The following is a 24,691-nucleotide window of genomic DNA, read 5'->3' as shown; positions in this document are numbered from 1 at the left end:
TGGTTCTACAAAAAAAGGGTGAGGTTATCATATGTCAAAAACAATATTGATTGTGGAAGATGAAAATATTCTACGTGAAATTATGAAAGATTATCTGCTGGAAGAGGGATATCGCGTGATTGAAGCCATTGACGGAAAGCAGGCAATCTCGTTATTTCAGGAGCATGAGGTGGACTTGATTTTGCTGGACATCATGTTGCCGGAATTGGATGGATGGTCCGTATGCAGGCGAATCCGCAAGACGTCGAATGTGCCGATTATCATATTGACGGCCCGTTCGGATGAGGACGATACGTTGCTGGGGTTCGAGCTTGGCGCTGACGACTACGTGACCAAGCCTTACCGCCCGCTCATTCTGTTGGCCCGGGCCAAGCGGCTGCTGGAGAGCAGGCATACGCATGAGCATGAAAGCGACAGGGTGTCCGGCGGAGGCATTTCAATCCATTTTCCATCCCGGACCGTTTCGGTTGACGGCAAAAGCTCTGATCTAACGCATACGGAATTCGAAATATTAGCCTATCTACTGCAAAACAAAGGGATCATTATCAGCAGAGAGCAGCTGATTACGAAAATTTGGGGATATGATTTCGCGGGCGATGATCGTACGGTTAACAGTCATATCCGCAATTTGCGTTCCAAGCTGGGGGAGCATGCCAGGCAGATTGTTACGGTTGTGCGTTCAGGATATAAATTTGAGGAAGAGCTATGAAAAAGGGGATTGTGCTTAAACTGTTCCTGCTGACAGCAGGATTGTGCCTGTTCCTGATCGCCGTTATTTTCATCTTGCAGACCGTATTTTTCAAACAGTTCTACGTTCATCAGAAAATAAAAGACGTTAACGCGGCACTTCAGGCTTATGAACAAGACTACCTGGATCATGGCTCGAACACGCAGGAGATGGCCAAGCTGGAGCAAGACTTTTTTCAAAAGCATAACACCTGGATCACGGCTTTGGACTCCCGCGGAAATTTAAAGTTTGCAGATGATTTCTTCATGGACATTAAGCTGGATCATTCGGACGAACCGGCGCTTGCTGATACAACGATAACCGTGCCGCTATACAGTTTTATTAACGTAGAGGACTTCAGCAGCAATCAAACGTTCCTCACTCCCTGGATTGAAGAAGGGGGAATGATCGCCATGGAAGGCTTAATCATCAACAATCAGCCAGTGATCCAGCGGATGGGAAGGATTCGTGCCAATCTGAGAGATGAGAGCCGGCTGGAGAATCATCAGATGGTGAGCAAAGAGTACGAGGTACTGGGCCGATTGGGTGCGGTCCAATATCGTGAGCAATATTCCACCTTTCTGGTCACAGGAACGATTACGAAAGTCCGGGTGCCGGAAGGGGCTGGGGTCTCGCGTTACACCAATCACCTGTTTCTGGACCGCATCAAAGCTTTTCAGGCGGATCTGTTGTACGGTGACTTGAAGGATGCCGCGAACGCAAAACAGGTTATAGATGTTGAAGAAAATCACGTGAACTACAAAATTATCGTGGACCACACCCGGGATCGCGACGGAAATCCGGCATACCTGTTTGCGATGACATCGCTGCAGCCGGTTAATGAAGCCGCTGGGATCATCAACGACTACTATGTGTATATCATTATTGCGGCCTTGCTGCTTGTACTGCTGACATCGTTTTACTACTCCCGTCAGATTGCCCGCCCGTTGCTGCGTATCAGCCGTACCACCCGGCAAATGGCAGAGCTCGATTTTTCGGAGAAAATTCCCGTCACCACGAAGGATGAAATCGGAGACTTGTCGGGCAACATTAACGAGCTTTCCGAGCGCCTGCACTCGCATATTCTCCAGCTGGAGCAGGACATCGAGAAGGAAAAGCAGCTGGAGCATACGCGGAAAGAATTTATATCCGGCGTATCGCATGAGCTGAAGACTCCGTTAAGCGTCATTCAGAGCTGCCTTGCCATTTTGAATGACGGGGTTGCAAGCCATAAGCGGGAGCATTATTTTGCGGCGATGGAAGACGAGGTCGGCCGGATGAATGTGCTGATTGACGATATGCTGGAATTGGCCAAATATGAATCGGATACTTATAAAATGGACACCGGCTCGTTCTCTATCGATGCAGTCATCAACCGGGTGTGTACTAAATTAACGCCGGATTTTGCAGCCAAGCAGCTACTTCTCCACACTTCACTTATCCCTGCCCAAGTCCAGGGGAACGAGCGCCGTATAGAGCAGGTCATCGTCAATTTCCTGACCAATGCGATTTCGTATACGCCGGAGCAAGAATCTATATATGTCAACGCTTCGGAAGAGAGGGACACCATTCTAATTTGTATCGAAAATAAAGGCGCCCATATCCCCGATGAGCAGCTGGAGAAAGTATGGGACCGTTTCTACCGCGGTGAAACCTCCCGCCACCGGTCTACTGGTGGGACGGGTCTTGGTCTTGCCATATCCAAGAAAATTTTGGAGATGCACGATGTGCCTTACGGCGTGAACAATACCTCCGATGGAGTGATTTTTTATTTTCAATTGAATAAAAAGGCGTAGCAATACGGAAGAAAGTGCAGACCTTGGTTCTGCGCTTTTTCTTTTGTTCTTTTTTGATACCGCCTTGATATCCTCTGCACTTGTTCTGCATCTCTCCCTGTTACTCTTTCTATCAGAGAGGGGCAAGAGCCTTACTATCTTTACCTAATTTTATATAAAGAGAGGACCATGTTCATGTTAAAAAAAATCATTTCAACGCTAGTTATAGGCAGCACCGTACTCACCCTGGCAGCATGCGGGAGTGGACAAAACCCGCAAAGCGCGACGTCTCAGCCGCAAGCCAATGACACAGCTCAGGTGGAGAAGTCAAACCAGACTTCCTATAAAACGATATTTAAGAACAGCGTATTTCTGGGAGATTCGATTACAGAGGCACTATCTTACCATGACATTCTGGACGAGTTCAATGTAGTGGCAGGTGCCGGAAAGACTACCGAGCTATCTCTGATGAGTGGAGATGTGGACAAGCTGGCAGAGCGGAAGCCGCAATATGTATTTATCATGCTGGGGTCCGATGATATCCTGTTGCCGCCCCAAATTACCGATAACCCGAAGCAGTATTCGCTGAAGTTTTACGCCGAATTGATCGACAGTATCAGGGAGAAGCTTCCGGAGGCATCCATAACGGTTTTGCCGGTCACTCCGGTCACGCCAGAGGCTGAACAAGTGGAGCCACGTTACAAAAATATCAGCGATTACAACCAAGGCTTACAAGAGCTGGCGGACAAGCAGCAGGTTGGATTTGCCGATTTATCTTCGATCTTTGATGACGGCCAACATTTGTATAGCTCGGACGGCATTCATTTTAAACCGGAATTCTATACACGTATGCTCGATTTGCTGAAAGATCGGGTGAAATAACATGCAGCCAGGTGAAGCTCTGGAGGTGACGGGGATTGGTTTTTAGCAGCCTTATATTTGTATTTCTCTTTCTGCCGGTCACCCTGCTGATCTACTATATCTCGCCTATGAGGATTAGAAATGCTGTTCTGCTCGCCGCAAGCCTGATCTTCTATGCATGGGGCGAGCCCGTCTACATTTTCCTGATGATCTTCTCGACGATATTCGACTATGTGAACGGGGTTCTGATCGATAGATACAGGCATCGTAAAGTGATTGCACGCGGAGTGTTGATCCTGTCCATGATGGGCAGCCTGGGGATTCTTGGCTTCTTTAAATACGCGGGCTTCGTGTTCGATAATATCAATTCGCTCTTTAACCTGCATTTGCAGGCAGCAGATCTTCCGCTTCCGGTGGGCATATCGTTCTACACGTTCCAGACGATGTCTTACGTAATCGACATTTATCGGGGGAAAGTGAGTGTTCAGAAGAACCTGATCTCCTTCGGCGCCTACGTAACGATGTTTCCGCAGCTTGTGGCGGGACCGATTGTTAAATATGAAGATATCGCGGGACAGCTCGCTAAGCGCACAGTGACGTTGGAGCGTTTTGGCGAAGGAGCGGAACTATTTATTAGGGGGCTTGCTAAAAAAGTATTGCTTGCCAACAATATCGGTTTGCTGTGGACAAGCGTCAAAGCGGTGCCTGCGGGGGAGCTGTCGGTTCTTTCTGCATGGCTCGGCATTGTCGCCTTCACGTTTCAAATTTATTTCGATTTTAGCGGGTATTCGGATATGGCACGTGGTCTGGGTAGAATGTTCGGGTTCGAATTTATGAAGAACTTTGACTATCCTTATATTTCCAGGAGCATTACGGAATTTTGGCGGAGATGGCATATTTCGCTCGGTGCCTGGTTCCGTGAATATATCTACATCCCGCTCGGCGGGAACCGGGCGGGTAAGCTGAAACAGCTCCGAAACTTGGCGGTGGTATGGTTTATAACCGGATTGTGGCATGGAGCGAGCTGGAATTTTATCATTTGGGGCTTATATTTCGGTCTCTTTGTCACACTTGAAAAGCTAATTCTCTTGAAACAGCTTCAGCGCTTGCCTGTCTTGGTAAGCCATGTCTACACCCTGATGATCGTGATCATCGGCTGGGTATTTTTCGAATTTGAACAATTGCCCGCAGCCCTGACCTTCATCGGAACGATGTTTGGTGCCGGAACACATGGATTCGCTGACAACCGGGCGCTCTACGATCTGTCGGGGAATGCCCTGCTGCTGCTGATCCTCACGGTTTGTGCCACTCCGTTACCCGGCAAAGCCTTGGCCCGTATCCGAACCAGATTTGCCCGGTCCGGCACGATTGCCACGCTTGTCATCTACTGCATTTTCATCGTGGCCTCAACAGCGTATCTGGTCAATGCAACGTACAATCCATTCTTATACTTTCGTTTTTGATGTTTTTGCTGGAGGTGATTTGATTGAAGAAATACGACCAAGTCTATTACCGCGCACTCGCCATTGTACTGCTTATGTTTACCGGGGCGGTATTGGTTGTCAATATTCTGACCCCGGGAAAGGTATTTTCCGAATCAGAGAACCGGATGCTGCAGCAGCTCCCGGCCTTCTCGCTTCAAGCCTTAGAATCAGGCAAGTTTACTTCCGAATTTGAAGCGTATCTATCGGATCAGTTTATGGAGAGGGACTTTTGGATTGGACTGAAATCTGACGCGGACCGGGGATTGGGAAGGAAAGAGAGCAACGGGGTTTACATCGGCAAGGACGGATACTTAATTCAAAAATTTACTCCTCCCGGGGAAGGAGAGTTGGAAGACAAGGTGAAAGCCATTCAAGCCTTTGATCAGGCTACGCCTGGTCTGCGCAAATATATGATGCTGGTGCCGACGGCAGCTTCCATACTTGAGGATAAATTGCCGCCTTATGCTTCCGGGGGCGGTGAGAGGGTCTATTGGAACAAGATAAAGGCTTCTGATCTCGGGAATATTCACTGGATCGATGTTTTCCCCGCGCTGGAGGCGAACAAGGAGCAGCCGCTCTATTACAAAACTGACCATCACTGGACGACCAAAGGCACTTTTCTAGCCTATCGGGAGCTGGGTGCATCCATAAGTTTTACCCCCAAGAACGAAGACGATTTCAACATTCGTGAGGTCCCCGGTCAGTTCTACGGATCTTTGTATTCGAAAAGCGGATTCAGGCACGTACAGCCGGATTCTATAGAGCTGTATTATCCCAAGAGACCGGCGGCCCTGTCCGTGGATTATGCCCACGAACAGCAAAGTGCGGATTCGATGTACGTTATGGAAAACCTCACAAAGAAGGATAAATACACTGTTTTTTTCAATGGGAATCATAGCCTGATCCGCATAACAACCGGACATACGGAAGGGCGGAGACTGCTTATTGTTAAAGATTCGTATGCCAACAGCCTGATCCCTTTTTTAACATCGCATTTCAGTGAAATTGATGTGGTAGACCTCCGTTATTATGATGGGGATCTACTGAAGCTTACGGAAGAACGGCAAATCCGCGACATGCTGATTTTGTATAACATCACCACATTTGTTGAAGATCCATCTATTACATCATTAGCAGATTCTGTGGAATAATCCATAAAGGGGTTGAGTAACGATGTTTCCGGGAAAGAGAATGAAATACTTAGTTGTCCTGGCTGCAGTCATGAGCTTATGTGGCATTCTGATCGGATGCTCCAGTAAGAAGGAAGACGCCAAGGATGTTCCTGTCCATACCATTGAGGAGCGTATCAAGCAAGCGGCTTCTATGGAAGCCATGGAAAAAGGGGATATGAACAGGCTTAAGAAGCTCTATCATTTTAATGTAGAGGAAGTTCAGGATTTTGTGCTCTATACGGCAGAATCGAACGTCGAAGCAAATGAGCTGGCCGTGATCAGGGTGAAGCAAGAGAATCAGGCGGAAAGCGTTAAGGAGAAAATCATGAAAAGAATTGAGGCTCAAAAGGTCAAGCTGAAGGACTACCGTCCTGAGCAATTTTACCTCGTCGAAAAGCATATATTAAAGGTCAAAGGCCCATATATTTTGTTTACGGTCTCCAAGAATGCGGAGCAAATCGAAAGTGCGTTTAACGAAGCGCTTAAATAATCTCATTCACAAATGCGAAAAAGACCCCTCGGGCCATCCACGGCTTGGAAGGGGCACGCATAAGTTTCTATCTGCAGGAGCTATCTGGCTAGCGGGCCTATTTATTTTATCCCCCGCCCAACAGCCGCTGAAGCCGCGTTGCCAGCTTTTGGCCGGCATTGGCCTCTACGAGCGTAAGGTCCCACAATACCGCATGGGTTCGAGGGTCGGCAGCATCAGTTTTGACTGTAAGGGTCAGCTCCTGTTTGCCTTCAAGCGGCACCTGAAAAGACAGCGGCTGATTCTCGCCTGGTGCGATATTCACATCCAGGGAGTAAAGCTCTTCTCCGTCGGCGCTGATCATGACGCTGCTGGTGCCGCTGCCCTTAGCAGGGATAGCATCGTCAGGGACGCCGAAATTCCCGGTTAACTCCTTATACTGTCCATCCAGGCGCAGTGAGAACTCGTGGAGTCCCGGATGATTAGGGCTGTACAGATTGATAGCTGGTTCGATCTGTTCTTGGGCCATAGTGAAGCTGTTGAGCCTTTGTTCCCACTGTATTTTACCACGTTCAACAGGGAGCTGATCCAGCGCCCTGATCTCCCCGCGGCCATGCTCCAGATAATAATTGATACCGCTCACGGCGGAGTAGACAAGTAGTGTCAAGACCGCGCCTGAGGACAGGAGCTTGAGCATACCTATTGGCGCCCACCGGTCGCGGCGGATCAGCCGCTGGGCGCCGTAGCCGACAGCTGCACCGAGCGTATTAACGACGATGTCGTTAATGTCGAACGCACCCAAATGGGTCACCATCTGAATCAGCTCTACCCCGGTGATGGCTGCTATGAAGACCAAGAGGAACGGCAGGAACCGGGAGCGGACCAGTAGCGGAATGAATAGCCCGAACGGTACGAAGGCCAGATAGTTACCCAGGCTGAAGACCCAAAGCTCCGAATAACCATAGCCCGGAAATATCAACGGAATCCCGTCAAAAGACAGGTGATACCGTAAGCCTGTCTCCGGCAGAGCCGATGAGCGGTTGAAGCCGACAAATAAGAAAAACAGAGTGAGACCCGTGTACAGAACCAAACCGGTCCAAACGGCCGTCCTCGTTTTGCCTTGAAGCATGATGGTTAACCTCTCTTTACCGGTAGTTTATGTCCCTTGCAGAGGACAAAGGAAGTATAAGCTATCTTCGTTAGCCCAAGCAAGGCGGACAGTTGCAGTCCAGCCCCTCAGTAATCGAGCTTCCTCTATCCACACACATTAATGTGTTAATCGTACTTGCAATCCATCCAATGCCTATTCTTTGGGTGTGGCCAATAACAGCACCAATGTTCTGCTCAATACTGCCAGTGTTACCGGACCCGTGACCTTTTCCGGCGTTTCGACTGGATAAAAGAAAAAAAACCTGTCAGCCTTAATTGGCCGGCGGGATTTTTTATACTAGATCAATCCATTCATCCTCTATTCTCCTTGATCAGTGTATGCTCATACTCCGACGGGGTTCGGTCTTAATGGGACGGTCGGCTCGGCGTTACGGACTGAGACGCGCTTATTTCGAAGGAGAGTCACAACTTGGGCAAGTTGCGGACACCACGGCCCTTATTAACGAATATTCCGCTCCTAAACGTTCTTTAGAGAGACAATAAGGTCCACTCGGTCCGTTACTCCGCAAGAAGTTCCTGTTTCTTCAAATTAACGGCTCTCTGGTCCGTAAGGAACCGAAGTAGCTCGGGGCCCCTTGCTTGGCTTGCAGGCTTCATTGCTCAATTTTTGATTTTACAATTTTGCTGGCGGTAACTTGTGCCGGAAACGAATCATCACTTGTTTGATAGAACACTTCAATTTCTTCACCCTTTTTATATTTAGAAGGTGAAACTCCATTTACCCAAATGGCTTGAGAATACATATTAGTTTCTAGAACTTCCTTGTAATTCTTATTCAAGTCTTCTTCTTTCAACTGAGCGATTACCAAGATCCTTGTATTCTCTACATCTACTGTGTGTACCTTCCCTTTTAAAACATTATCCCCCTTGCTACAGGCGGCCAGGGCTAACAAAAAAACGAAAATGAGAGTCGATTGGAGACTCGCTTTTAGAAGCATGGACGTTCTCCTTTGAAGGGGTATGAGATTATTCAATATTTCCTCCTTTTGGGTTTCAGTTCCATCTAGGGAATGCGGTGGAATTCCTGTTTGTTCCAGCTTTTCTCTATCTCTAAATGTTCCTTCCCGGTTCTAACTATCCCCGACTCAGCATACCCTTATCTTAACGGGAACATTTGTTCTATTTTACCATTGCTTAAAAATCTTAATCCTGGTTATAATACAAACAAATGTTCTTACTTAAGCTCGGAGGCGATTAGTCATGAAGATGAGCATCGGCCAAACCATAGAAATCATATACCTGGACAAAGCGGGCCAGATTACGCAGCGGAAAATTGAAGTGCGCGGCATTCGTGACGGCCGCATACGTGCCACCTGTCTGAGTACCGGCCAGCCCCGTGTATTCCTAACCGCCAATATTCTGTCGTGGCATCCGGTACGGGGGCGGAGGTATGCCTAAGGACCGGATTATTCTGCTCTCGGACTGCCAGTCCTTCTATGCCAGCGTCGAGAAGGCGGCCCATCCCGAATATGCGGATCAGCCTGTCGCTGTGGGTGATCCGTCGCGGATGAACGGGATTGTGCTGGCCGCCTGCCCGCTTGCGAAATCCTATGGCGTAACTACCGCATCACGCGTGGGCGAAGCCCTGACGAAATGCCGGGATCTCGTGGTCATCCGGCCGCGGATGGGGACGTATATTCAGGTCTCGCTGCTGATCTCAGAGATCTACCAGGGGTATACCGATCTGGTGGAGGCGTTCAGCATTGATGAGCAGTTCCTGGATGTGACCGGTTCTCTGCGCGTGTTCGGAGGGGATTTGCCGGAGCTGATTTACTCGATCCAGCAGCATGTTCTGTTATCTACCGGAGTGTGGACCCGGGTGGGCATCGGCCCGTCCAAAATCCTCGCTAAAATGGCCAATAATTTCGCCAAGAAGAAGGCAGGCGGAACCTTCCGGCTGGATTACGATAATCTGGACACAGAGCTATGGCCGCGCCCGGTGCATGAAATGTTCATGGTGGCGGGCCGGATGACCAAGAATTTCTATCGTATGGGCATTACGACCATTGGAGATATTGCCCGGATGGAGCTGGGCGAGCTGAAGCGGAGAATGCGCAGCACCCTGGGCAAGCAGAGCGATATTCAAGCGGAATATTATTGGCAGACCGCACGCGGCATCGATCCCAGCCCGGTGGTCACCGGGATACGCCATGAGATGAAGTCTGTCGGCCATGGAAAAGCGCTGCGCTGGAATCTGTATACCCGGCTGCCGGAGATTGAGGTGGTGCTGCTGGAGCTGGTGATTGAGGTCTGCCGGCGGGCGCGGAAGTACCGGTACATGGGGGCGGTAGTGTCTGTTGCGGTAGTAGAGACAGACGGCAACACCTCGAATGCCTACAGCCGGCAGACGACACTGCCGGAGCCTTCGTCGTTAACCCATGAGGTGGCAGCGGCAGCCTACCGGCTATTCGTGGATCATTGGAGCGGCTTGCCGATTAGCCGGTTGACTATCTCCATATCCCAGCTGACAGATGACAGCGTGATGCAGCTGACCTTGTTCGACGACCGGATGCGGAGCAGTAGCAGAGAACGGGCTATTGATCAGATCAAGAACCGGTACGGAAGCGGGGCGCTGATCCGCGCGTCTTCTTTGCTGGAGTCTGGGGTTGCTCTGGAACGGGCGCAGCAGATTGGGGGGCACTATAAATGAGCAAGCTAGACGGAAATGAGCGGTGGAAATCCAAAATGTTAATGACAGAGCATGTCCAGCAGTATGAGCAGAAGCAGGGGACAGAGGGCAGGAAAATGATTACGGTAGAGGAGCGGACGATGGTGCGTGACCTCATTCTGCTTCCTTACCTGGATACGATGGTCAGCAAAAGTCTGAAGGAGCTTGAGCTGTCCAATAGTATTCTTAAGCGGGCTTTCATGCTCGCCGGCCAGGCGATTCAGCAGCGTATTATGCAGGATACCTACCAGCTCCAGAAAGAGCTGAAGCAGCATAATATCCGGGTGCTGGCCGATGAGCAGGAGGAGTTCCTGGTGTATTACAAAATCTTTTGCCGGGGCTATCAGGAACGCTTCGGACTTACCCGGGATGTGATGCGCACCGAGATCAGCCTGCGGCTGACCAGGTACACGGCGGAGCTTGGAGCCGGTCTGAAAAACCAGCATTTGAGCAGTTAGTATCAGCTATAGCGCTTTGGTGAAGAAAATCTCCAGCGGCTCATTATCCGGCAGCAGGCAGCCTGAGTCCCGGTAGCCCAGTTTCCGGTAGAAATGCTGTGCCTCTTCACTCGCCATCGAGGAGGTCATAACCTGCTTATGGCCCATGGCCTGCATCGCTTGCTCCCAGTGCTGCACCGCCTGTCTGCCAAAGCCTGCGCCGCGATAAGGCTCATCAATCCACAGCAGATTCATGAAGGGGATCTGGTCCCAGAAATACCCGTACCGCAGCCAGCCAATGTCCAGGCTACCCTCGCTCAGTATGTAAATCTCCTGCTGGTTTATTTTAGAGAGAAGAAGTGAGTTCAGGATATGGCGGTCACGGCTTGCGAGATAATCATAATCGGCTTCAGTTGCGGTTCTCATGTTCATAGGGCGATTCTCCTGTCATTGTATAGTGTGTGAAGAACGATTGTCCTTACAAAAGTCTACCACCTCTGGTTGTCTGGTTCGGTGTAACAAACAGCTATAAACAAACAAGCCCCTTCCCGGGGCTTGTCTTTGTTTTTGATTGGCCCGAATGTATGCCAAAAACAGCATACATTGTGCTGGTGCGCAGGTAATCAGGCTTCGCCGCCAGCTTGTCCGCTATACAGAATCCGGTATTCCAGCGGCTCCAGCGTCAGGCGGATCTGATCTCCGTTCATCTTGGCCGGCTCACCGCTAAAGGCATCCTGCCAAGCTCCGCCGCTCAGTGATTGCGTAAGCGTCAGCGGTTCAGCGGAATTATTCATCCAGACTGTGAAGCGGGTGTGCTCATTCCAGCGTTCATACACTAGGGCCCGGCTGCCCGGATCACTCCGCAGGAAGCGGAACTGGCCGGTGCGCAGCACCTCGTGCTCTTTGCGCAGGGCAATGAGGCTCTGATAAAAGCGCAGCAGCTCACGGTCCTGCCGGTCCTCTTCCCAGATCATACATTTGCGGCAGTCCGGGTCGTCTCCGCCGGTAAGTCCGATCTCGTCCCCATAGAAGATGCACGGCGTCCCGGTGAAGGTGAAGAGGAAGGTGACCGCAAGCTTCAGCCGCCCCTTGTCCCCGCCGAGCCGGTTAAGCACTCTCGGGGTATCATGGCTCGCCAGAAGATTGAACAGCACCTCATTCGCCTGCCGGGGATAACGCATGAGCAGCCCGTAGATTTGAGCAGCGAAGGTTCCGGGATCAACCTCCTCGTCGGTCCCGAAGAACTTCAGCAGCCGGTCAGAGAAGGGATAGTTCATTACCGAATCGAACTGGTCGCCCTGCAGCCAGCTGAGGGAGTCGCTCCACACCTCGCCGATGATGAACGCTTCCGGGTTAATTTCTTTGACCGCCTTGCGGAAATCCCGCCAGAATACATGGTCCACCTCATTGGCTACATCCAGCCGCCAGCCGTCGATGTGTACCTCCTTGAGCCAGAATTTGGTGATATCCAGCAGATAATCTCTGGCTTCCGGATGGGCAGTGTTGAGCTTGGGCATTCCGCTGAAGAAGCCGAAGGTATCATAGTTGGCCTTGCCGTCCAGCACCTGAACGGGATAATCATGGACATGGAACCAGCCTGCGTATTTGGAATCCGCTCCATGCTCCAGCACATCCTTGAACGGTGCGAACTCGGAGCTGGTATGATTGAAGACGGCATCGAGGACCACCTTAAGCCCTTTGGAATGGGCGAGATCAACCAGTTGCTTGAGCTTATCAAGATCCCCGAAGCTGGCGTCAATCGTTCCGTAGTCAACGGTGTCATATTTATGGTTGCTGGGAGCCTGGAAGATCGGGGTCAGATACAGCGCCGTTACGCCAAGCTCGGCAATATAATCCAGATGGTCAATCATCCCCTGCAAGTCTCCGCCAAAATAGCTGTCGTGGGTGGGCGGTGCCCCCCATTCGAGCGTCCCTTCGGGGTCATTCGCCGGATCTCCGTTAGCGAAGCGGTCCGGCATAATCTGATAGAAGACCGCAGATTTCGCCCATTCGGGAACCTGGAGCAGGTCGGCCTCATGAAGGTAAGGCATTTCGTAGTAGCCTCCGGCAGGCTCGGGCAGCCCGTCTGTAAAGAAGCCGGATTCTAGCATCCATACGGTTTCCTGATCGGTTTCCAGCCGGAAGCCATAGGAGAAACGTTTGAATTCGGGGAAGATCTCTGCTTCCCAATAATCGAAGAAGCTGTCGGTAGCCACCTTGCGCATGCTCAGCTCCTGATGATGCTGCTCCCAGTCGTATTTATCGCCGATCAGGGCAAATACCCGGTCTACATTGTTTTTTTTGCTGCGGATTCTTAAGTGGTAGGTGTCCTTGTTATAGGCATACGCCCATCGCCCCTGCGTTGAATGATAGAGACATTCCAGCTCGATGGAGGCGCCGGATGCGCTTAAGGACACTGCTTGTCTGCTGGGAGCCATATGAAATTCCTCCTGGGATACGTATTGTGGATGGATATTATGAGGTATGAGCTTTAGTTAATACCCTGGGACCGGAGGTTTCAAACAGCAGATATTTCACCAGGCAGCAGTCAAAATAGGGTGCCCTGCACCGGCTCCGGCCCGGCTCTGCGGATCAGCTCCGGGTAGTCACTCCGAGCATTGCCCACGGCTGGGGAGACGGGATAAGCCATCATCTGTTCCGCATCGTAAGGCCGCAGCAGCTTCATCAGGTAGGGAATATTCCGGTTGTTGCGCTCCAGCCACTGCGCTTCCCCGTCTGCATCCAGAATGACCGGCATCCGGTCATGGATGTCTTTCATGAGAGTGTTCGGAGCGGTGGTGATGATCGTGCAGGTGGAGATTCTGCCGCCGTCCGGACTGGTCCAGATATCATACAGTGCAGCCATGGAGAACAGCTTACCGTCCCGCATCGTGATCCGCATCGGCTGCTTGCCGCCTTCCAGGGCCTTCCAGTCATAGAAGCCGTCTGCGGGAATCACACAGCGGCGGGAGGCCACCAGCCCTTTGAATGAAGCCTTCTCCAGCAGCGTCTCACTGCGTGCATTGATTAGCTTGGCAGCGTTCTTGTCCTCCTTGGACCAGGAAGGGAGCAGCCCCCAGCGGAGTTCTCCGAGCTTATTCTGTGTGCCGTCATGAATAACCGCAGCAATATGCTGCATCGGAGCCGCGTTATACCTTGGCGCATATTGGATGAGCGGATGCTCCCGGATGAAATACTTGGCGATCAGCTCCTCCAGCGTTACCGTAATCGTATATCTTCCGCACATTTTATCTATGCCTCCCTGGGTAGTTAACGGTTTACAGACTGAACAGCTTGTCTTAGCATTATATTAGAATTATATAAGATGAGACTGAAGATTGCGAAGGGGGACGGCAGCACATGATTATCGTAAGCTCCTGCTTGGCAGGAATGAAGGTCAGATATAATGGAACCGATTGTCTGGAGCAGGGCATCCGGCAATTGCTGGACAGCCGGCAGGCGGTTGCAGTATGCCCCGAGCTGCTGGGCGGCTTCTCTACCCCAAGAGAACCGGCAGAGATTATAGGCGGCAGCGGCAGAGATGTGCTGGAGGGGCAGGCCCGGGTGGTTGACAGAACAGGGAATGATGTAACCGCAATGTATATAGAAGGCGCGCATGCCGCGCTGGAGCAGGCACGCAGCTTAGCTGCCACGCTTGTTGTCCTTAAGGAGAACAGCCCTTCCTGCGGCAGCTCAAGGATCTATAACGGAGAATTTGCGGGCGGGAAAATCCCCGGAGAAGGGGTGACCACAGCCCTCTTGCGGCTGCATGGTATTGAAGTGATCTCCGAGGAGCAGCTTGCCGCGCGGTTGCCGGAATTAGAGGGCTGATCGGGAGCGCCAACCATGGACAAATGTTACAATATTGTGTTTATTAACAGGTGGTAAAACAGGCAGTTCAGCAGTATAATCTAGTAGTCCTGTAAGAAAATCCTGAATTTCAAGAAGTGGAGAATTTCGTTATGAAACCCATCTATTTGGACCACGCCGCCTCAACACCGGTTCATCCGGAGGTGGCAGCGGTTATGTATCATATGCTGTTGAACGAGTACGGCAATGCGTCCAGTGTGCACCAGTTCGGACGGTCTGCCAAGAGAATTATAAATGGGGCGCGCGATAGAATCGCGGGCTTTTTGGGCTGTTCCCCTGAGGAGTGGGTGTTCACAAGCGGCGGCACGGAGAGCGATAATCTCGCCCTGTTCGGGGCGGCCTATGCTTCTGCTTCCAAGGGTAGACATATCATTACTACAGCGGTTGAGCATCATGCAGTGCTGCATACCTGCGCGGAACTGGAAGGGCAGGGCTTCGAGGTCACCTATCTTCCTGTCGATTCTACCGGCCGTGTCTCTTTGGAGGATGTAGAATCGGCTCTGCGCGAGGATACAGTACTGATTAGCATAATGTATGTGAATAATGAAGTGGGAACTGTACAGCCTATAGAAGAGATTGGCAGATTAGCGGCCGAACGGGGTGTGCTTGTGCATGTAGATGCTGTACAAGCTCTGGGAACGCTGCCCCTGGTGCTCCGCGATCTGCCGGTAGACTATATGAGCTTCTCGGCCCACAAGATCGGAGGTCCGCAGGGGATTGGAGGCTTGTACGTCCGGCGGGGGGCGCCGCTTATGCCAAGACAGCATGGCGGACTTCAGGAGCGCGGCCGGCGGGCGGGCACGGAGAGTCTGGCTCATACCGCCGGGTTCGCCAGAGCCGTTGAACTGGTTGTACAAGGGCTGCCGGGTCATCATGAGCAGGCTCTGGAGCTCCGCAGAACACTGCTGGAAGAGCTGGACAAGCAGGTCGGAGCAGAGAGATATGTCGTCAACGGAAATGAACAGCATACGGTGCCTGGAATTCTGAATATCAGCTTCCCCGGGGCCAAGACAGATGTGCTGCTGATGAACCTGGACATGGAACGGATTGCGGCAGCCAGCGGCTCAGCCTGTACATCAGGATCTCTGGAAATCTCGCATGTTCTGCAGGCGATGAAGCTTCCGGAAGAACTTTTGAACTCTGCGATTCGCTTTAGTACAGGTTTGGGTAATACTAATGAAGAAATGCAGGTTGTGGCCCAGAAAGTTGGAACCGTTTTGAACCGGCTGCGTACAAAAGACTAGGTTTTCGTGCAGTCTGGCAGACGTTCGGGAGGTCTTTGGCCCATGGGACCCGTATGCAATACTTAAGGTGAGGGGACTTTGGATACCATGAAGCTTCAAGATATGATTGGCCTCACTGTATATGAAGTTGAAGAAGGTACGGAAGTCGGTGAAATAATCGACATTGGACTGGATTCAAACTGGAATATTACGGGTATTGAACTGGAAAGTAAATCTTTTTTTGGAAGGCTTGTGAAAGTTGTGGCATGGGATAATATTGCCGCTTATGGCGAAGATGCTGTCATGATCCGCAATAAAGAGTCGATTGTTAAGGTTGACGCTGACCATATATCCTACACTTTCCTCTTGGGAAAGAACAAATTGAAGGACAGGCAGGTGCTTACAGCATCGGGAACGGTGCTTGGGCGAATATCGGATGTTTATTTTGACCAAAAGTTGGGAAACACAATAGTAGCGCTGGAAATCAGTGACGGGCTTGTAACTGATTTGATCGAAGGCCGCAAATGGCTGCCTTGTTCTGAAGAGATGACTATCGGAGAGGATTCTGTACTGGTTCCCGCGATGAGTGAAGAACGGCTCCAAAATGCCATTAATATTGTTAACGGATAGGTGGAATGTATTATATGAAGTGTCCAAACTGCAACTCCAAGGATATCGGCAAGATCGGCTCCCACCAGTTCTATTGCTGGGGCTGTTTCATCGAACTAACGGTCAACGGCGAGAAAATGTCGGTGTATCAGGTTGAAGAGGATGGCACGCTCAGCTCGCTTGACGATCTGTTCTCGGGTGAAGAGGTTGCACAGGATTTCCCGCAAATCCACGCCTCCTCTTGAGCATTGCCTGATTCATAACCGGCTAACAGTTACATAGATTCGCCGTGCCCAAATACCGGGCGGCTCTTGAAGCCGTCCGGTATTTGGGCTTTTTGCCGTCTGCAAAACAACACTACGAAAGTTGCATCTTTGTTATAAGGGCTAAGGAATTGGTATGTCGTCTCCGGGACACGGACCCTATACTGAAATCGACTGGCACGGGGCCAGAATTCAACAAGGTTCTACACGAGGGGGAATATTCAGATGTACCGCAAAGGAATATCGAAGCTTCTGATTGCCGGATTGCTGCTGTCAGGAATTCAGCTTCCGGGAACTACAGGAATAGCGCAGGCAGATAACGGGAAAGACGCAGACAGGCTGTCTGCATGTACAGGACAGGCAGATGCAGCCCGGGCGGCAGGGTTCACCGATATGAAACAGCACTGGGCGTCGGCTGCAGTGAACAAGCTGTCAGCCGCAGGAATTCTGCAAGGGGACGAGGCAGGACAATTCAGACCGGGAAAAGCGGTCTCACGGGCAGAGATGGCCGCCATCATCAGCCGCGTGTTCCGTTATTCGGATTCGGGCAGCACTGTGTTCAGTGATGTAAGCGCTTCTTCCTGGTATGGCAAGGATGTAAGCCGCGTGAATGCCGCAGGCGTTATTCAAGGCTACGCGGACGGCCGGTTCCAGCCGGGATCGGCGGTCACCCGCCAGGAAGCTGTAACCATGCTGAGCCGGGCGTTCACGCTGGAGGCGGGCTCCCCGGGTGCGCTGGCTGCACAGTCAGATGCGGCAGTGGTCAGCGGCTATGCCCGGGAAGCCGTGAGTGCGATGCTGGACGCCGGTTACCTGCGCGGCGATGCGGACGGCAAGCTGAATCCCAAGGCGCAGATGACCCGGGCCGAGCTGGCCGAGCTGCTGAGCCGGATGGTCGGGTGGATCAGCTCAGGCGAGGGAAGCCAGAAGCTTGGAGCCGTGTCCGGCAATGTGATTGTCAACCGGGCGAATGTGCAGCTCGAAGGCGGCCCGGTCAGCGGCAATCTCTACGTCACAGCCGGAGCAGGGGAAGGGGAAGTCTCGTTCTCGGGCATTAAGGTGCAGGGAACGGCACATATCTCAGGAGGCGGTGACCATTCGGTGGTGTTCCGCCAATCTACCCTGGGACAGATCAAGCTGAATAAGCTTACCACCCTGGTAAGGATGGTACTGGAGGATGGCAGCACCGCAGCGCGCATTGAATTGCTTAAGCCGGCGAAGGTGGAGATCGGAGCGGGCTCACGCGCAGAGACTGTGCTCATTGGCGCAGGCGCTGCAGGATCAGAGATCGTGAGCCGGGGGCAGATCGGCCGGCTTGAGAACCAGGCAGATCGTGTGCTGCTCAACGGCCAGGCACTCAAGTCCGGCGAGACGCTTCGGGACTTGTCCGGCACGGGAGCTACAGCGCAGGCAAGTGCCAAGGCTACCACTGCCCCGGCCCAAGCGGGCGGCGGAAGTGCAGGCGGTGTCACACCAGCGCCAAGCTCAACACCTTCACCAGCGACGCCGGTGCCGACAGCGGCGCCTGCTACCACACCAACCCCAACGCCGGCCCCGACTCCGCCAACCCAGAACAATCCATGGGAGCTGGTGTGGAATGACGAATTCGACGGCCAGGCCATTGATGAGGGCAAATGGAATGTACAGGATACCGGCACGGTGTACAATAACGAGCTGGAATATTATCACCCGGACAACGCTTCGCTTACGACAGAGAGCGGGCAGAGCGTACTGGAGCTGGAAGCCCGGAAGCAGGCTTACGGCGGGAAGAATTATACTTCAGCCAAGCTGACCTCGAAGATGAAGGGCGACTGGACCTACGGCAAATTTACCGTGCGGGCCAAGCTGCCGGTTCAGCAGGGCATGTGGCCAGCCATCTGGATGATGCCAACCGATGACGAGACGCAGTATGGACCTTGGCCGGGAAGCGGCGAGATGGACATTATGGAATTGACGGGACCGGTTGCCGGCAAGGCAGAGGCGGATCTCTATCCAAGAACGGTCCATGGCTCGATTCACTACGACATTCCGCACGCATCCCAGACCAAAACCTATGTACTGCCGGAGGGCCAGACCTTCGCGGATGATTATCACGACTTCACGCTGGAATGGCTTCCGGGCCTGATCCGGTATTATGTGGACGATGAAATGTATTTTGAAACCAAAGACTGGGGAACGATGGCCAAAGGCCAGCCGGATTACTATACGTACCCTGCTCCGTTTGACCGGCCGTTCTATATGATTCTGAATCTGGCCGTGGGCGGCGACTGGCCGGGTGATCCGAAGGCCGACTTCAAGTCGGATAAGATGTATGTGGACTATGTAAGGGTCTACAAGTACAAGAACCTGGACCAATGGCCGGATGTAACAGGCAAGCGGCCGATCGATCCGGGGCACTCGGCCCCGCAGCGTCCTGCCCTGGCAGACGGGAATCAGATCTACAACGGGGACTTCAAGGGTACTGTAGCAGCCCAGGGTCAGCCGGAATATTGGGAATTAATTGAGAATGAAGGCGGGAGCGGAACAGCCTCCGTCATTGATGATCAGGATAAGGGAAAGGCGGTGAAGGTTGCCGTCCATGAGGCCGGCAAACAGAATTATTCCATTCAGCTTGCGCAGAAGCCGCTGCTGCTGGAGCGGGGCAAAGCCTATAAGGTAACCTTCGATGCCAAAGCGGATGCAGCCCGGCCGCTGATGAGCAAGCTGACCGAATTCGGCGGCGGATGGACGGCTTACTCCGGGGAGCGCAATTTCCAGCTTACACCGGACTGGCAGCCGTATGAGTACAGCTTCACAATGGCCAAGGCTTCGGACAATAATGCCCGCTTTGAATTCAATCTGGGTCTGAACAACATTTCCGCCTACTTCGCGAATGTAAGAGTGGTAGAGACAGAAGCACCGCCGGTAGTACGCACCCCGCTTGCTGACGGCAACCTGATCTATAACGGAGGCTTCGATCTGGGAGAAGCGCGGCTCGGATATTGGAGCTTTGCCGTTAGGCAGGGCTCGGAAGCAGCGGCGAAGGCCAGTGTAACCAATACACTTGCCCTGCCGATGATGAAGCGGGAATTCCGGGCGGACGTGCAGAAGGCCGGAGGATCGCCGGAGGATGTGACGCTGACCCAGGCAGGAATTCCTGTGTCGGCGGCAGCCGTCTACCAGCTTGCCTTCGATGCGAGATCGGCCGAGGCGCAGCCGCTTGGCATTAAGCTGGCAAGCAGCGGTGGACAGACGGTCTATCCTGACGGAACCACCTTCACGTTGACACCGGAGTGGAAGAGTTATACAGCAGAAATTGAGCTGTCCGGCGGGTCCGGTACGGAAGCTGCATTATCGTTCCTTCTGGGCGCGGCTGCGGGACAGACCGAGCTTGACAATGTGCGTCTGGTACGGATGACCGATCCGCCAGTGCTCACTAACTACCTGCATCTGCGCGGAGACCAGTTCTGGAGCGCCTCAGGAACCGGCCTGATTCCGAGCGGTGAAGGAGGCAAGGATATCACGGATATGGATAAGGGCGACTATGTGGAATACAAGGTGGTACTGCCACAGGCAGGCAGCATTGTTCCGGTAACCCGTGTATCCAGTGTGCGCGCGGATTCGGAGCTTACCCTGTCCGTATTGGATGCCGGCAAGCAGAATGTGGTGACGGAATCTGTCTACAGCACGGCAGTAGGCGATACCGGAGGGCTTCAGTCCTACCGGGCGATCGTTGGAGCACCACTGGAGTTGCCTGCGGGAAGCTATTACATCCGTCTTGGCGGCAGCGGCTACAATCTGGCCTGGCTGGATCTGTCCCGCGAGCTGGTGGTGAACGGCAGCTTCAAGGACGCTTCCACCGACAACTGGACGCTATACAAGAAGGACTGGGATGACAATGACCCGGGGAAGAGCACTGTAATGAAGGCTGTGTATGGAGAACTGCAGGTTAGCCTCGGCGGAACTGGAACGGAGGCTTGGCATGCACAGGTGAAGCAACCGGGCATCCCGGTAGAGCAGGGCAAGAAATATCTGCTGCGCTTCGATGCGGATGCTTCGGTAGGCCGGGATATTAAAGCGCTGGTTCAGCATGACGGGACTGACGATGGCAACTGGACTCCTTATCTGGAACAGGAGCTGAGACTCAGCCAAGACGGCGGACACTATGAATATCTGTTCACTGCCCCGGCAACGGATCCCGCAGCGGTGCTCCAGTTCAGTCTGGGCAAGATCACCGAAGAGCTGGGAGCGCATACGGTCAACCTGAGCCATATCTCCTTGCTTCAGGTAAGCCCGGTGCTGGATGGTGAGGCTTACGGGGAGAATCTGATTCCAAACGGAGATTTCTCAGAGCCGCTTAAGGGCTGGAGCAGCTACTCCTCCGACAACGGGGAGTTAGCCATTGACAATGTGGATGGAGCGCTGCAGATCAAGGTGGGCTCCACCGGCACGAACACCTGGGACCGGCAGGTCTTTTATGAGGGAGTCGCTTACAACGAAGGTAATCATTATACACTTACCTTCAAGGCCAAGGCATCGGCTGAACGCAAAATGAATATCAGCATCGGCTGGCTGGATGTAGCAGACAATTACAACTGGCACGGGTATACGAGCAAAATTGTTGATCTGGGCAGTGAATATCAGGAATATACCGTAGAATTCGATGTTGCCGGAGGCAGCACCTCCATCGGCCGCATTTCCTTCGAGCTGGGGGATATCAAGGATGGCGGCACCGGGCATCTGACGGTGGACGTGGATGATATTGTGCTCACGAATAACGGGACAGCAGCTGCACCTTAAGCACCTTGAACATGCTTTGGATTTTGTTATTCAGGCTTACGATTTGGTATTTAGACTGGCCGCATACACTTCTATAATCATTACATGGAGAACGGGCAACCGTTCTTCATGCTTGTCCAGAACCTTCCCCAATTCTTCGGCCCAATGAGTATACATAACAGGGAATGAGTATCATCCAATAGAAAACAGGAAAAGAGGAGAACCATTCATGATGCTGAAATTCAATACCGCAAGAGCAGCGGCTGCTTCGCCTGAAGATATCCTGAGACAGGCATTCGCAGACCGGATAGACGAGGGCGGCCAGCTAAGCGCCGTCTTCACGGATTCCAGGTGCATCGGGGCTGTTGGCGTAGCGGGCCTTCCGCTTCGGCTGCCTGCCATTCAGGAGCTGCTTAAGCTCCCGGAGGTGGCAGCGCTGCTGCCGAAGGAGACTGGCGCATCGGCGCTGTTCACCGTGAATGATACAGGTACGGAGCTATCCCTGCATATCCGCCATGCCGGAAGACAGGAACAGGCAATAGCTATACCGGAGGCGGCTGCAAACGCGGCACTGGTGCAGCTTCAGGCTGCACCGGGCTGGGCTGGTGCCCTTAACGCTGAAGGCGAGCATGTGATTGACCTGCGTTCCCCCGTTCCGGGTCCGCACTTCGCGGTCAATCTGCTGCTGGGCAACCGGCTGGAGTTCCCTCATCCGCTCCAGACTACACCGAAGAGCGTGGTAGACCGCCTTGGCGGCGGCAGCTTCCGTTCCCATGCGGCTACCCAGGTGCTGGCGACCCGCTGGGATATGCGCCAGGAGGAGAACGGTTTCCCGGCCAACCGTCAATTCTATCTGTTCGAGGACGGGAAGCAGATCTTCTATTCCGCTGATCCGGGCGGAGAAGGCATTGAATCGGCGGTCTGCCGCCATTCACAGAATGTAACCATCATCACGTACCGCCTGTACGGCGGACTTGAGATTACGCGCACCATCTTCATTCTGCCGCATGCTGAGGGTCTGCCGCTGGCGACCGAGATGCAGCGCGTTACGATTACGAACCATGGAGAGAGCAGCCGCCAGCTTCGTCTGGTGTACACGGGCATGTTCGGTTCGGCAGCACCGGGCGCTCTGTTCGAGGATGTGCTGTATAGCAATGTTATTATGCAAGGCGGCGTATTGCAGGACGCTGATGGTGCCGTGGCTGCAATCAGCCCTGACTACTACCCGGAAGGCGGGCGTCATGATCTGCGCTTCCACACGATGATCATCCACGGGGAAGACGGACCGGTGCTGCCCCGCGAATATTGCGTCAGCTACAATGAGTTCGTCGGCACCGGCTCGCTTCACCGCCCATCCGGCGCGCTGAAGCTAAGCAGCATTCTGCACCGCAAGGGGCCGGGCTTCTTCGCGGTAGCAGGGGAGATTCAGGTTGCTGCCGGAGCCACGGCAGCAGTTGACCAGCTGACGGGCCTTGTCTCCGACAAGAGCGGTGCATCCTGGAGCGATACGGTACTGGAGGAAGAGGTAGGTGCGCTGATCGCCCGCTTCACAAGCCGCAGCTCGGCGGAAGAAGCTTTGGCGCAATCCCTGAAGTTCGTGCGGAATTACTCCAGGTTCCTGCAGGTATCCTCCGGGGACGCGGATTTCGACCAGTTCGTGAACCGTAATCTGCCTTTTCAGGTGCTCTACCAGAGCTTTGTCTCCCGTTCCTTCTGTCAGACCCAGAAGGGCTACCGGGAGATCGGCTTCCGTGAAATTCAGGATATGTATGCCTCGATGTATTATTTCGTCGGGATGGGCCGGGGCGGCCTCGTCAAGAGCCTGCTGAAAGAATGGACCAGCATGGTCTTCGAGCTGGGGTATGCGTATCACAATTTCTTCTGGGCCGGCAAAGAGCCGGGCAAATGGTCCGATGATGCGCTATGGCTGATCCAGGCTGTCTACCGTTATGTCATGCTGACCGGAGATTCGGAGTTCCTCGATGAGTCTTGTCCGGTAGCAGGCACGGACACAGAACGGCCGGTATTCGAGACCCTGAAGGCCATTATTGTCTATTCCGGACAGATCTCGATCGGACGCCACGGCCTGCCGCTGCTCGACTTCGCAGACTGGAACGACTGTCTGAAGCTCGATGACACCTACCTGAACGGCCCGGCCAAGGAAGCACTCTACCGGAAGCAGCTGGAGGCCGGCGGTGTCTTCGGGGATTCGCTGGAGAGTGATTATTCCGAGAGCGTCATGAACGCCTTCCTGCTGAAGGTGGCGGTCGATGAATTGTCCGCCCTGGCCGCCCGCAAAGGCGAGCAGGCGTATGCAGATGAGCTGACCGGCTTCGGAGCCAAGCTGCGTCAACGCATCCAGGAGCATGCCTGGAAGGGGGATTTCTTCGCCCGTGTGCTGTTCAACCGCTATGCGAACGGAGAATACACGTATCTCGGCGCTGCCGGGGACGGGATGTCCTCCGATCCGGCGAAGGACGGCTCGTACTTCCTGAATTCGTTCAGCTGGAGCATTCTGGCGGGCTGTGCAGATGAGAATCAGATCGCGGTGATGCTGGACACCATGAAGGCGCATCTGATGACGCCTTACGGCATGAAGCTGGTCTCGCCGGTGGCGCTGGGCCGGGTATCCACGCACACGGCATCGGATGAATACTTCCCGGGTGACCGTGAGAACGGCGGCGTATTCAAGCATGCCTGCATGATGGCTGCTGCGGCTATGTTCAAGGGGGCCAAGGAAGTATCCAGCCCGGATCTGGCAGCAGAGCTCTGCCGCCTGGGTTACTGGCTGCTGGACCGGATTATGCCGTTCAAGACGATGGATGATCCGTTTGCCGTCTGCGGGAATCCGCGGTTCTGCACCCAATACAACAACAGCGAGACTGGTGAGAACATCGGTCCGATGCTTAGCGGCACCTCGACCTGGCTCACCCTCTCGCTGATGGAAGCGCTGGGTATTGAATATACGGAGCAGGGCATAGCCCTGAGTCCGGTGCTGCGGGAAGAGCAGACGGAGCTTACCTACACCTTGAAGCTTGGCAGCTCCTCCTACCGGATTCAGGTCCGTAAGCCGGAGGGCTTCCACCGCATGCAGGATGGGGCAACCCGCCTGATGCTGGACGGCCGGGTACTGGAGGACGGCTTGGTACCGGCCGTAGATGACGGCTTCGCCCATGAGGTAGAGCTTATCTTCGCAGGCTGATGG

General features: G+C 53.2%; 20 protein-coding genes. 15 read left to right on the top strand and 5 right to left on the bottom strand.

From position 1 onward, the window contains the following. The first annotated feature begins 31 nt into the window (after positions 1-31). From NST69_RS23290 to NST69_RS23265, 6 genes are all read left to right on the top strand, one after another. Positions 32-709 (top strand): response regulator transcription factor, encoded by a 678-nt coding sequence (locus tag NST69_RS23290; RefSeq protein ID WP_036732321.1) that lies wholly within the window; start codon positions 32-34, stop codon positions 707-709. Further along, entirely contained in the window at positions 706-2,523 is a 1,818-nt protein-coding gene (locus NST69_RS23285; RefSeq protein WP_339250385.1) for a HAMP domain-containing sensor histidine kinase, read from the top strand. The genes NST69_RS23290 and NST69_RS23285 overlap by 4 nt, the downstream gene beginning before the upstream one ends. 174 nt (positions 2,524-2,697) lie before the next feature. Then, complete coding sequence (locus NST69_RS23280; protein WP_339250383.1) at positions 2,698-3,384, top strand: GDSL-type esterase/lipase family protein; 687 nt, start codon at positions 2,698-2,700, stop codon at positions 3,382-3,384. Between the two features lie 35 nt (positions 3,385-3,419). Then, complete coding sequence (locus NST69_RS23275; protein ID WP_339250381.1) at positions 3,420-4,826, top strand: MBOAT family protein; 1,407 nt, start codon at positions 3,420-3,422, stop codon at positions 4,824-4,826. Positions 4,827-4,849: 23 nt separating this feature from the next. Then, on the top strand, positions 4,850-5,998 hold the full coding sequence (locus tag NST69_RS23270; RefSeq protein WP_339250379.1) for a DHHW family protein: 1,149 nt from the start codon (positions 4,850-4,852) through the stop codon (positions 5,996-5,998). Positions 5,999-6,020: 22 nt separating this feature from the next. Further along, the gene (locus NST69_RS23265) at positions 6,021-6,509 is read left to right on the top strand and encodes a DUF4358 domain-containing protein (RefSeq protein ID WP_342547253.1); all 489 of its coding nucleotides are present in this window, start codon (positions 6,021-6,023) and stop codon (positions 6,507-6,509) included. 106 nt (positions 6,510-6,615) lie between these two features. Here NST69_RS23265 and NST69_RS23260 read toward each other — a convergent pair whose 3' ends face one another. Next, on the bottom strand, positions 6,616-7,617 hold the full coding sequence (locus tag NST69_RS23260; protein WP_339250375.1) for a VanZ family protein: 1,002 nt from the start codon (positions 7,615-7,617) through the stop codon (positions 6,616-6,618). 634 nt (positions 7,618-8,251) lie between these two features. Then, entirely contained in the window at positions 8,252-8,596 is a 345-nt protein-coding gene (locus NST69_RS23255) for a DUF3221 domain-containing protein (protein ID WP_339250373.1), read from the bottom strand. A gap of 262 nt (positions 8,597-8,858) precedes the next feature. On the opposite strand from NST69_RS23255, the gene NST69_RS23250 reads away from it, so the two are divergent. Genes NST69_RS23250 through NST69_RS23240 form a run of 3 tightly spaced genes read left to right on the top strand, consistent with a single transcriptional unit; the run spans position 8,859 to position 10,784 of the window. Continuing rightward, positions 8,859-9,056 carry a hypothetical protein gene (locus NST69_RS23250; RefSeq protein WP_339250371.1) on the top strand — a complete coding sequence of 66 codons (198 nt, stop codon included), beginning with the start codon at positions 8,859-8,861 and terminating at the stop codon, positions 9,054-9,056. Next, positions 9,049-10,308, top strand: coding sequence for a DNA polymerase IV (locus NST69_RS23245; RefSeq protein ID WP_339250369.1), 1,260 nt, complete (start codon positions 9,049-9,051; stop codon positions 10,306-10,308). Before NST69_RS23250 ends, NST69_RS23245 begins: the two co-directional genes overlap by 8 nt. Beyond that, a complete protein-coding gene (locus tag NST69_RS23240; protein ID WP_036732304.1) occupies positions 10,305-10,784 on the top strand; it encodes a hypothetical protein in 480 nt (159 codons plus the stop codon). Before NST69_RS23245 ends, NST69_RS23240 begins: the two co-directional genes overlap by 4 nt. 6 nt (positions 10,785-10,790) lie before the next feature. On the opposite strand, the gene NST69_RS23235 is transcribed toward NST69_RS23240, so the two are convergent. The 3 genes from NST69_RS23235 to NST69_RS23225 form a co-directional block, all read right to left on the bottom strand. Next, positions 10,791-11,195: a GNAT family N-acetyltransferase gene (locus NST69_RS23235; RefSeq protein WP_339250367.1), complete on the bottom strand. Its 405-nt coding sequence runs from the start codon at positions 11,193-11,195 to the stop codon at positions 10,791-10,793. Positions 11,196-11,386: 191 nt separating this feature from the next. Beyond that, positions 11,387-13,201, bottom strand: a complete 1,815-nt coding sequence (locus NST69_RS23230; protein WP_339250365.1) for an alpha-glycosidase — start codon at positions 13,199-13,201, stop codon at positions 11,387-11,389. A gap of 110 nt (positions 13,202-13,311) precedes the next feature. Next, entirely contained in the window at positions 13,312-14,010 is a 699-nt protein-coding gene (locus NST69_RS23225) for an SOS response-associated peptidase (protein WP_339250363.1), read from the bottom strand. 113 nt (positions 14,011-14,123) lie between these two features. On the opposite strand from NST69_RS23225, the gene NST69_RS23220 reads away from it, so the two are divergent. From NST69_RS23220 to NST69_RS23195, 6 genes are all read left to right on the top strand, one after another. Beyond that, a complete protein-coding gene (locus tag NST69_RS23220) occupies positions 14,124-14,594 on the top strand; it encodes a DUF523 domain-containing protein (RefSeq protein ID WP_036732298.1) in 471 nt (156 codons plus the stop codon). A gap of 131 nt (positions 14,595-14,725) precedes the next feature. After that, entirely contained in the window at positions 14,726-15,877 is a 1,152-nt protein-coding gene (locus NST69_RS23215) for a cysteine desulfurase family protein (protein WP_036732296.1), read from the top strand. Positions 15,878-15,964: 87 nt separating this feature from the next. Beyond that, complete coding sequence (locus tag NST69_RS23210; RefSeq protein WP_036732295.1) at positions 15,965-16,486, top strand: PRC-barrel domain-containing protein; 522 nt, start codon at positions 15,965-15,967, stop codon at positions 16,484-16,486. Positions 16,487-16,500: 14 nt separating this feature from the next. Next, positions 16,501-16,710, top strand: coding sequence for a hypothetical protein (locus NST69_RS23205; RefSeq protein WP_036690502.1), 210 nt, complete (start codon positions 16,501-16,503; stop codon positions 16,708-16,710). Between the two features lie 243 nt (positions 16,711-16,953). Next, positions 16,954-21,507 carry a carbohydrate binding domain-containing protein gene (locus tag NST69_RS23200; protein WP_051478652.1) on the top strand — a complete coding sequence of 1,518 codons (4,554 nt, stop codon included), beginning with the start codon at positions 16,954-16,956 and terminating at the stop codon, positions 21,505-21,507. A 208-nt stretch (positions 21,508-21,715) separates the two neighbouring features. After that, complete coding sequence (locus tag NST69_RS23195) at positions 21,716-24,688, top strand: hypothetical protein (RefSeq protein ID WP_342547252.1); 2,973 nt, start codon at positions 21,716-21,718, stop codon at positions 24,686-24,688. Positions 24,689-24,691: the final 3 nt, after the last annotated feature.

Origin of the sequence: Paenibacillus sp. FSL P2-0089 (genome assembly GCF_038595095.1) — a bacterium.
Lineage (GTDB): Bacteria > Bacillota > Bacilli > Paenibacillales > Paenibacillaceae > Paenibacillus_AQ > Paenibacillus_AQ silagei.
The sequence above is the reverse complement of the archived record's forward strand: the minus strand, read 5'-3'. Positions and strand labels throughout refer to the sequence as shown.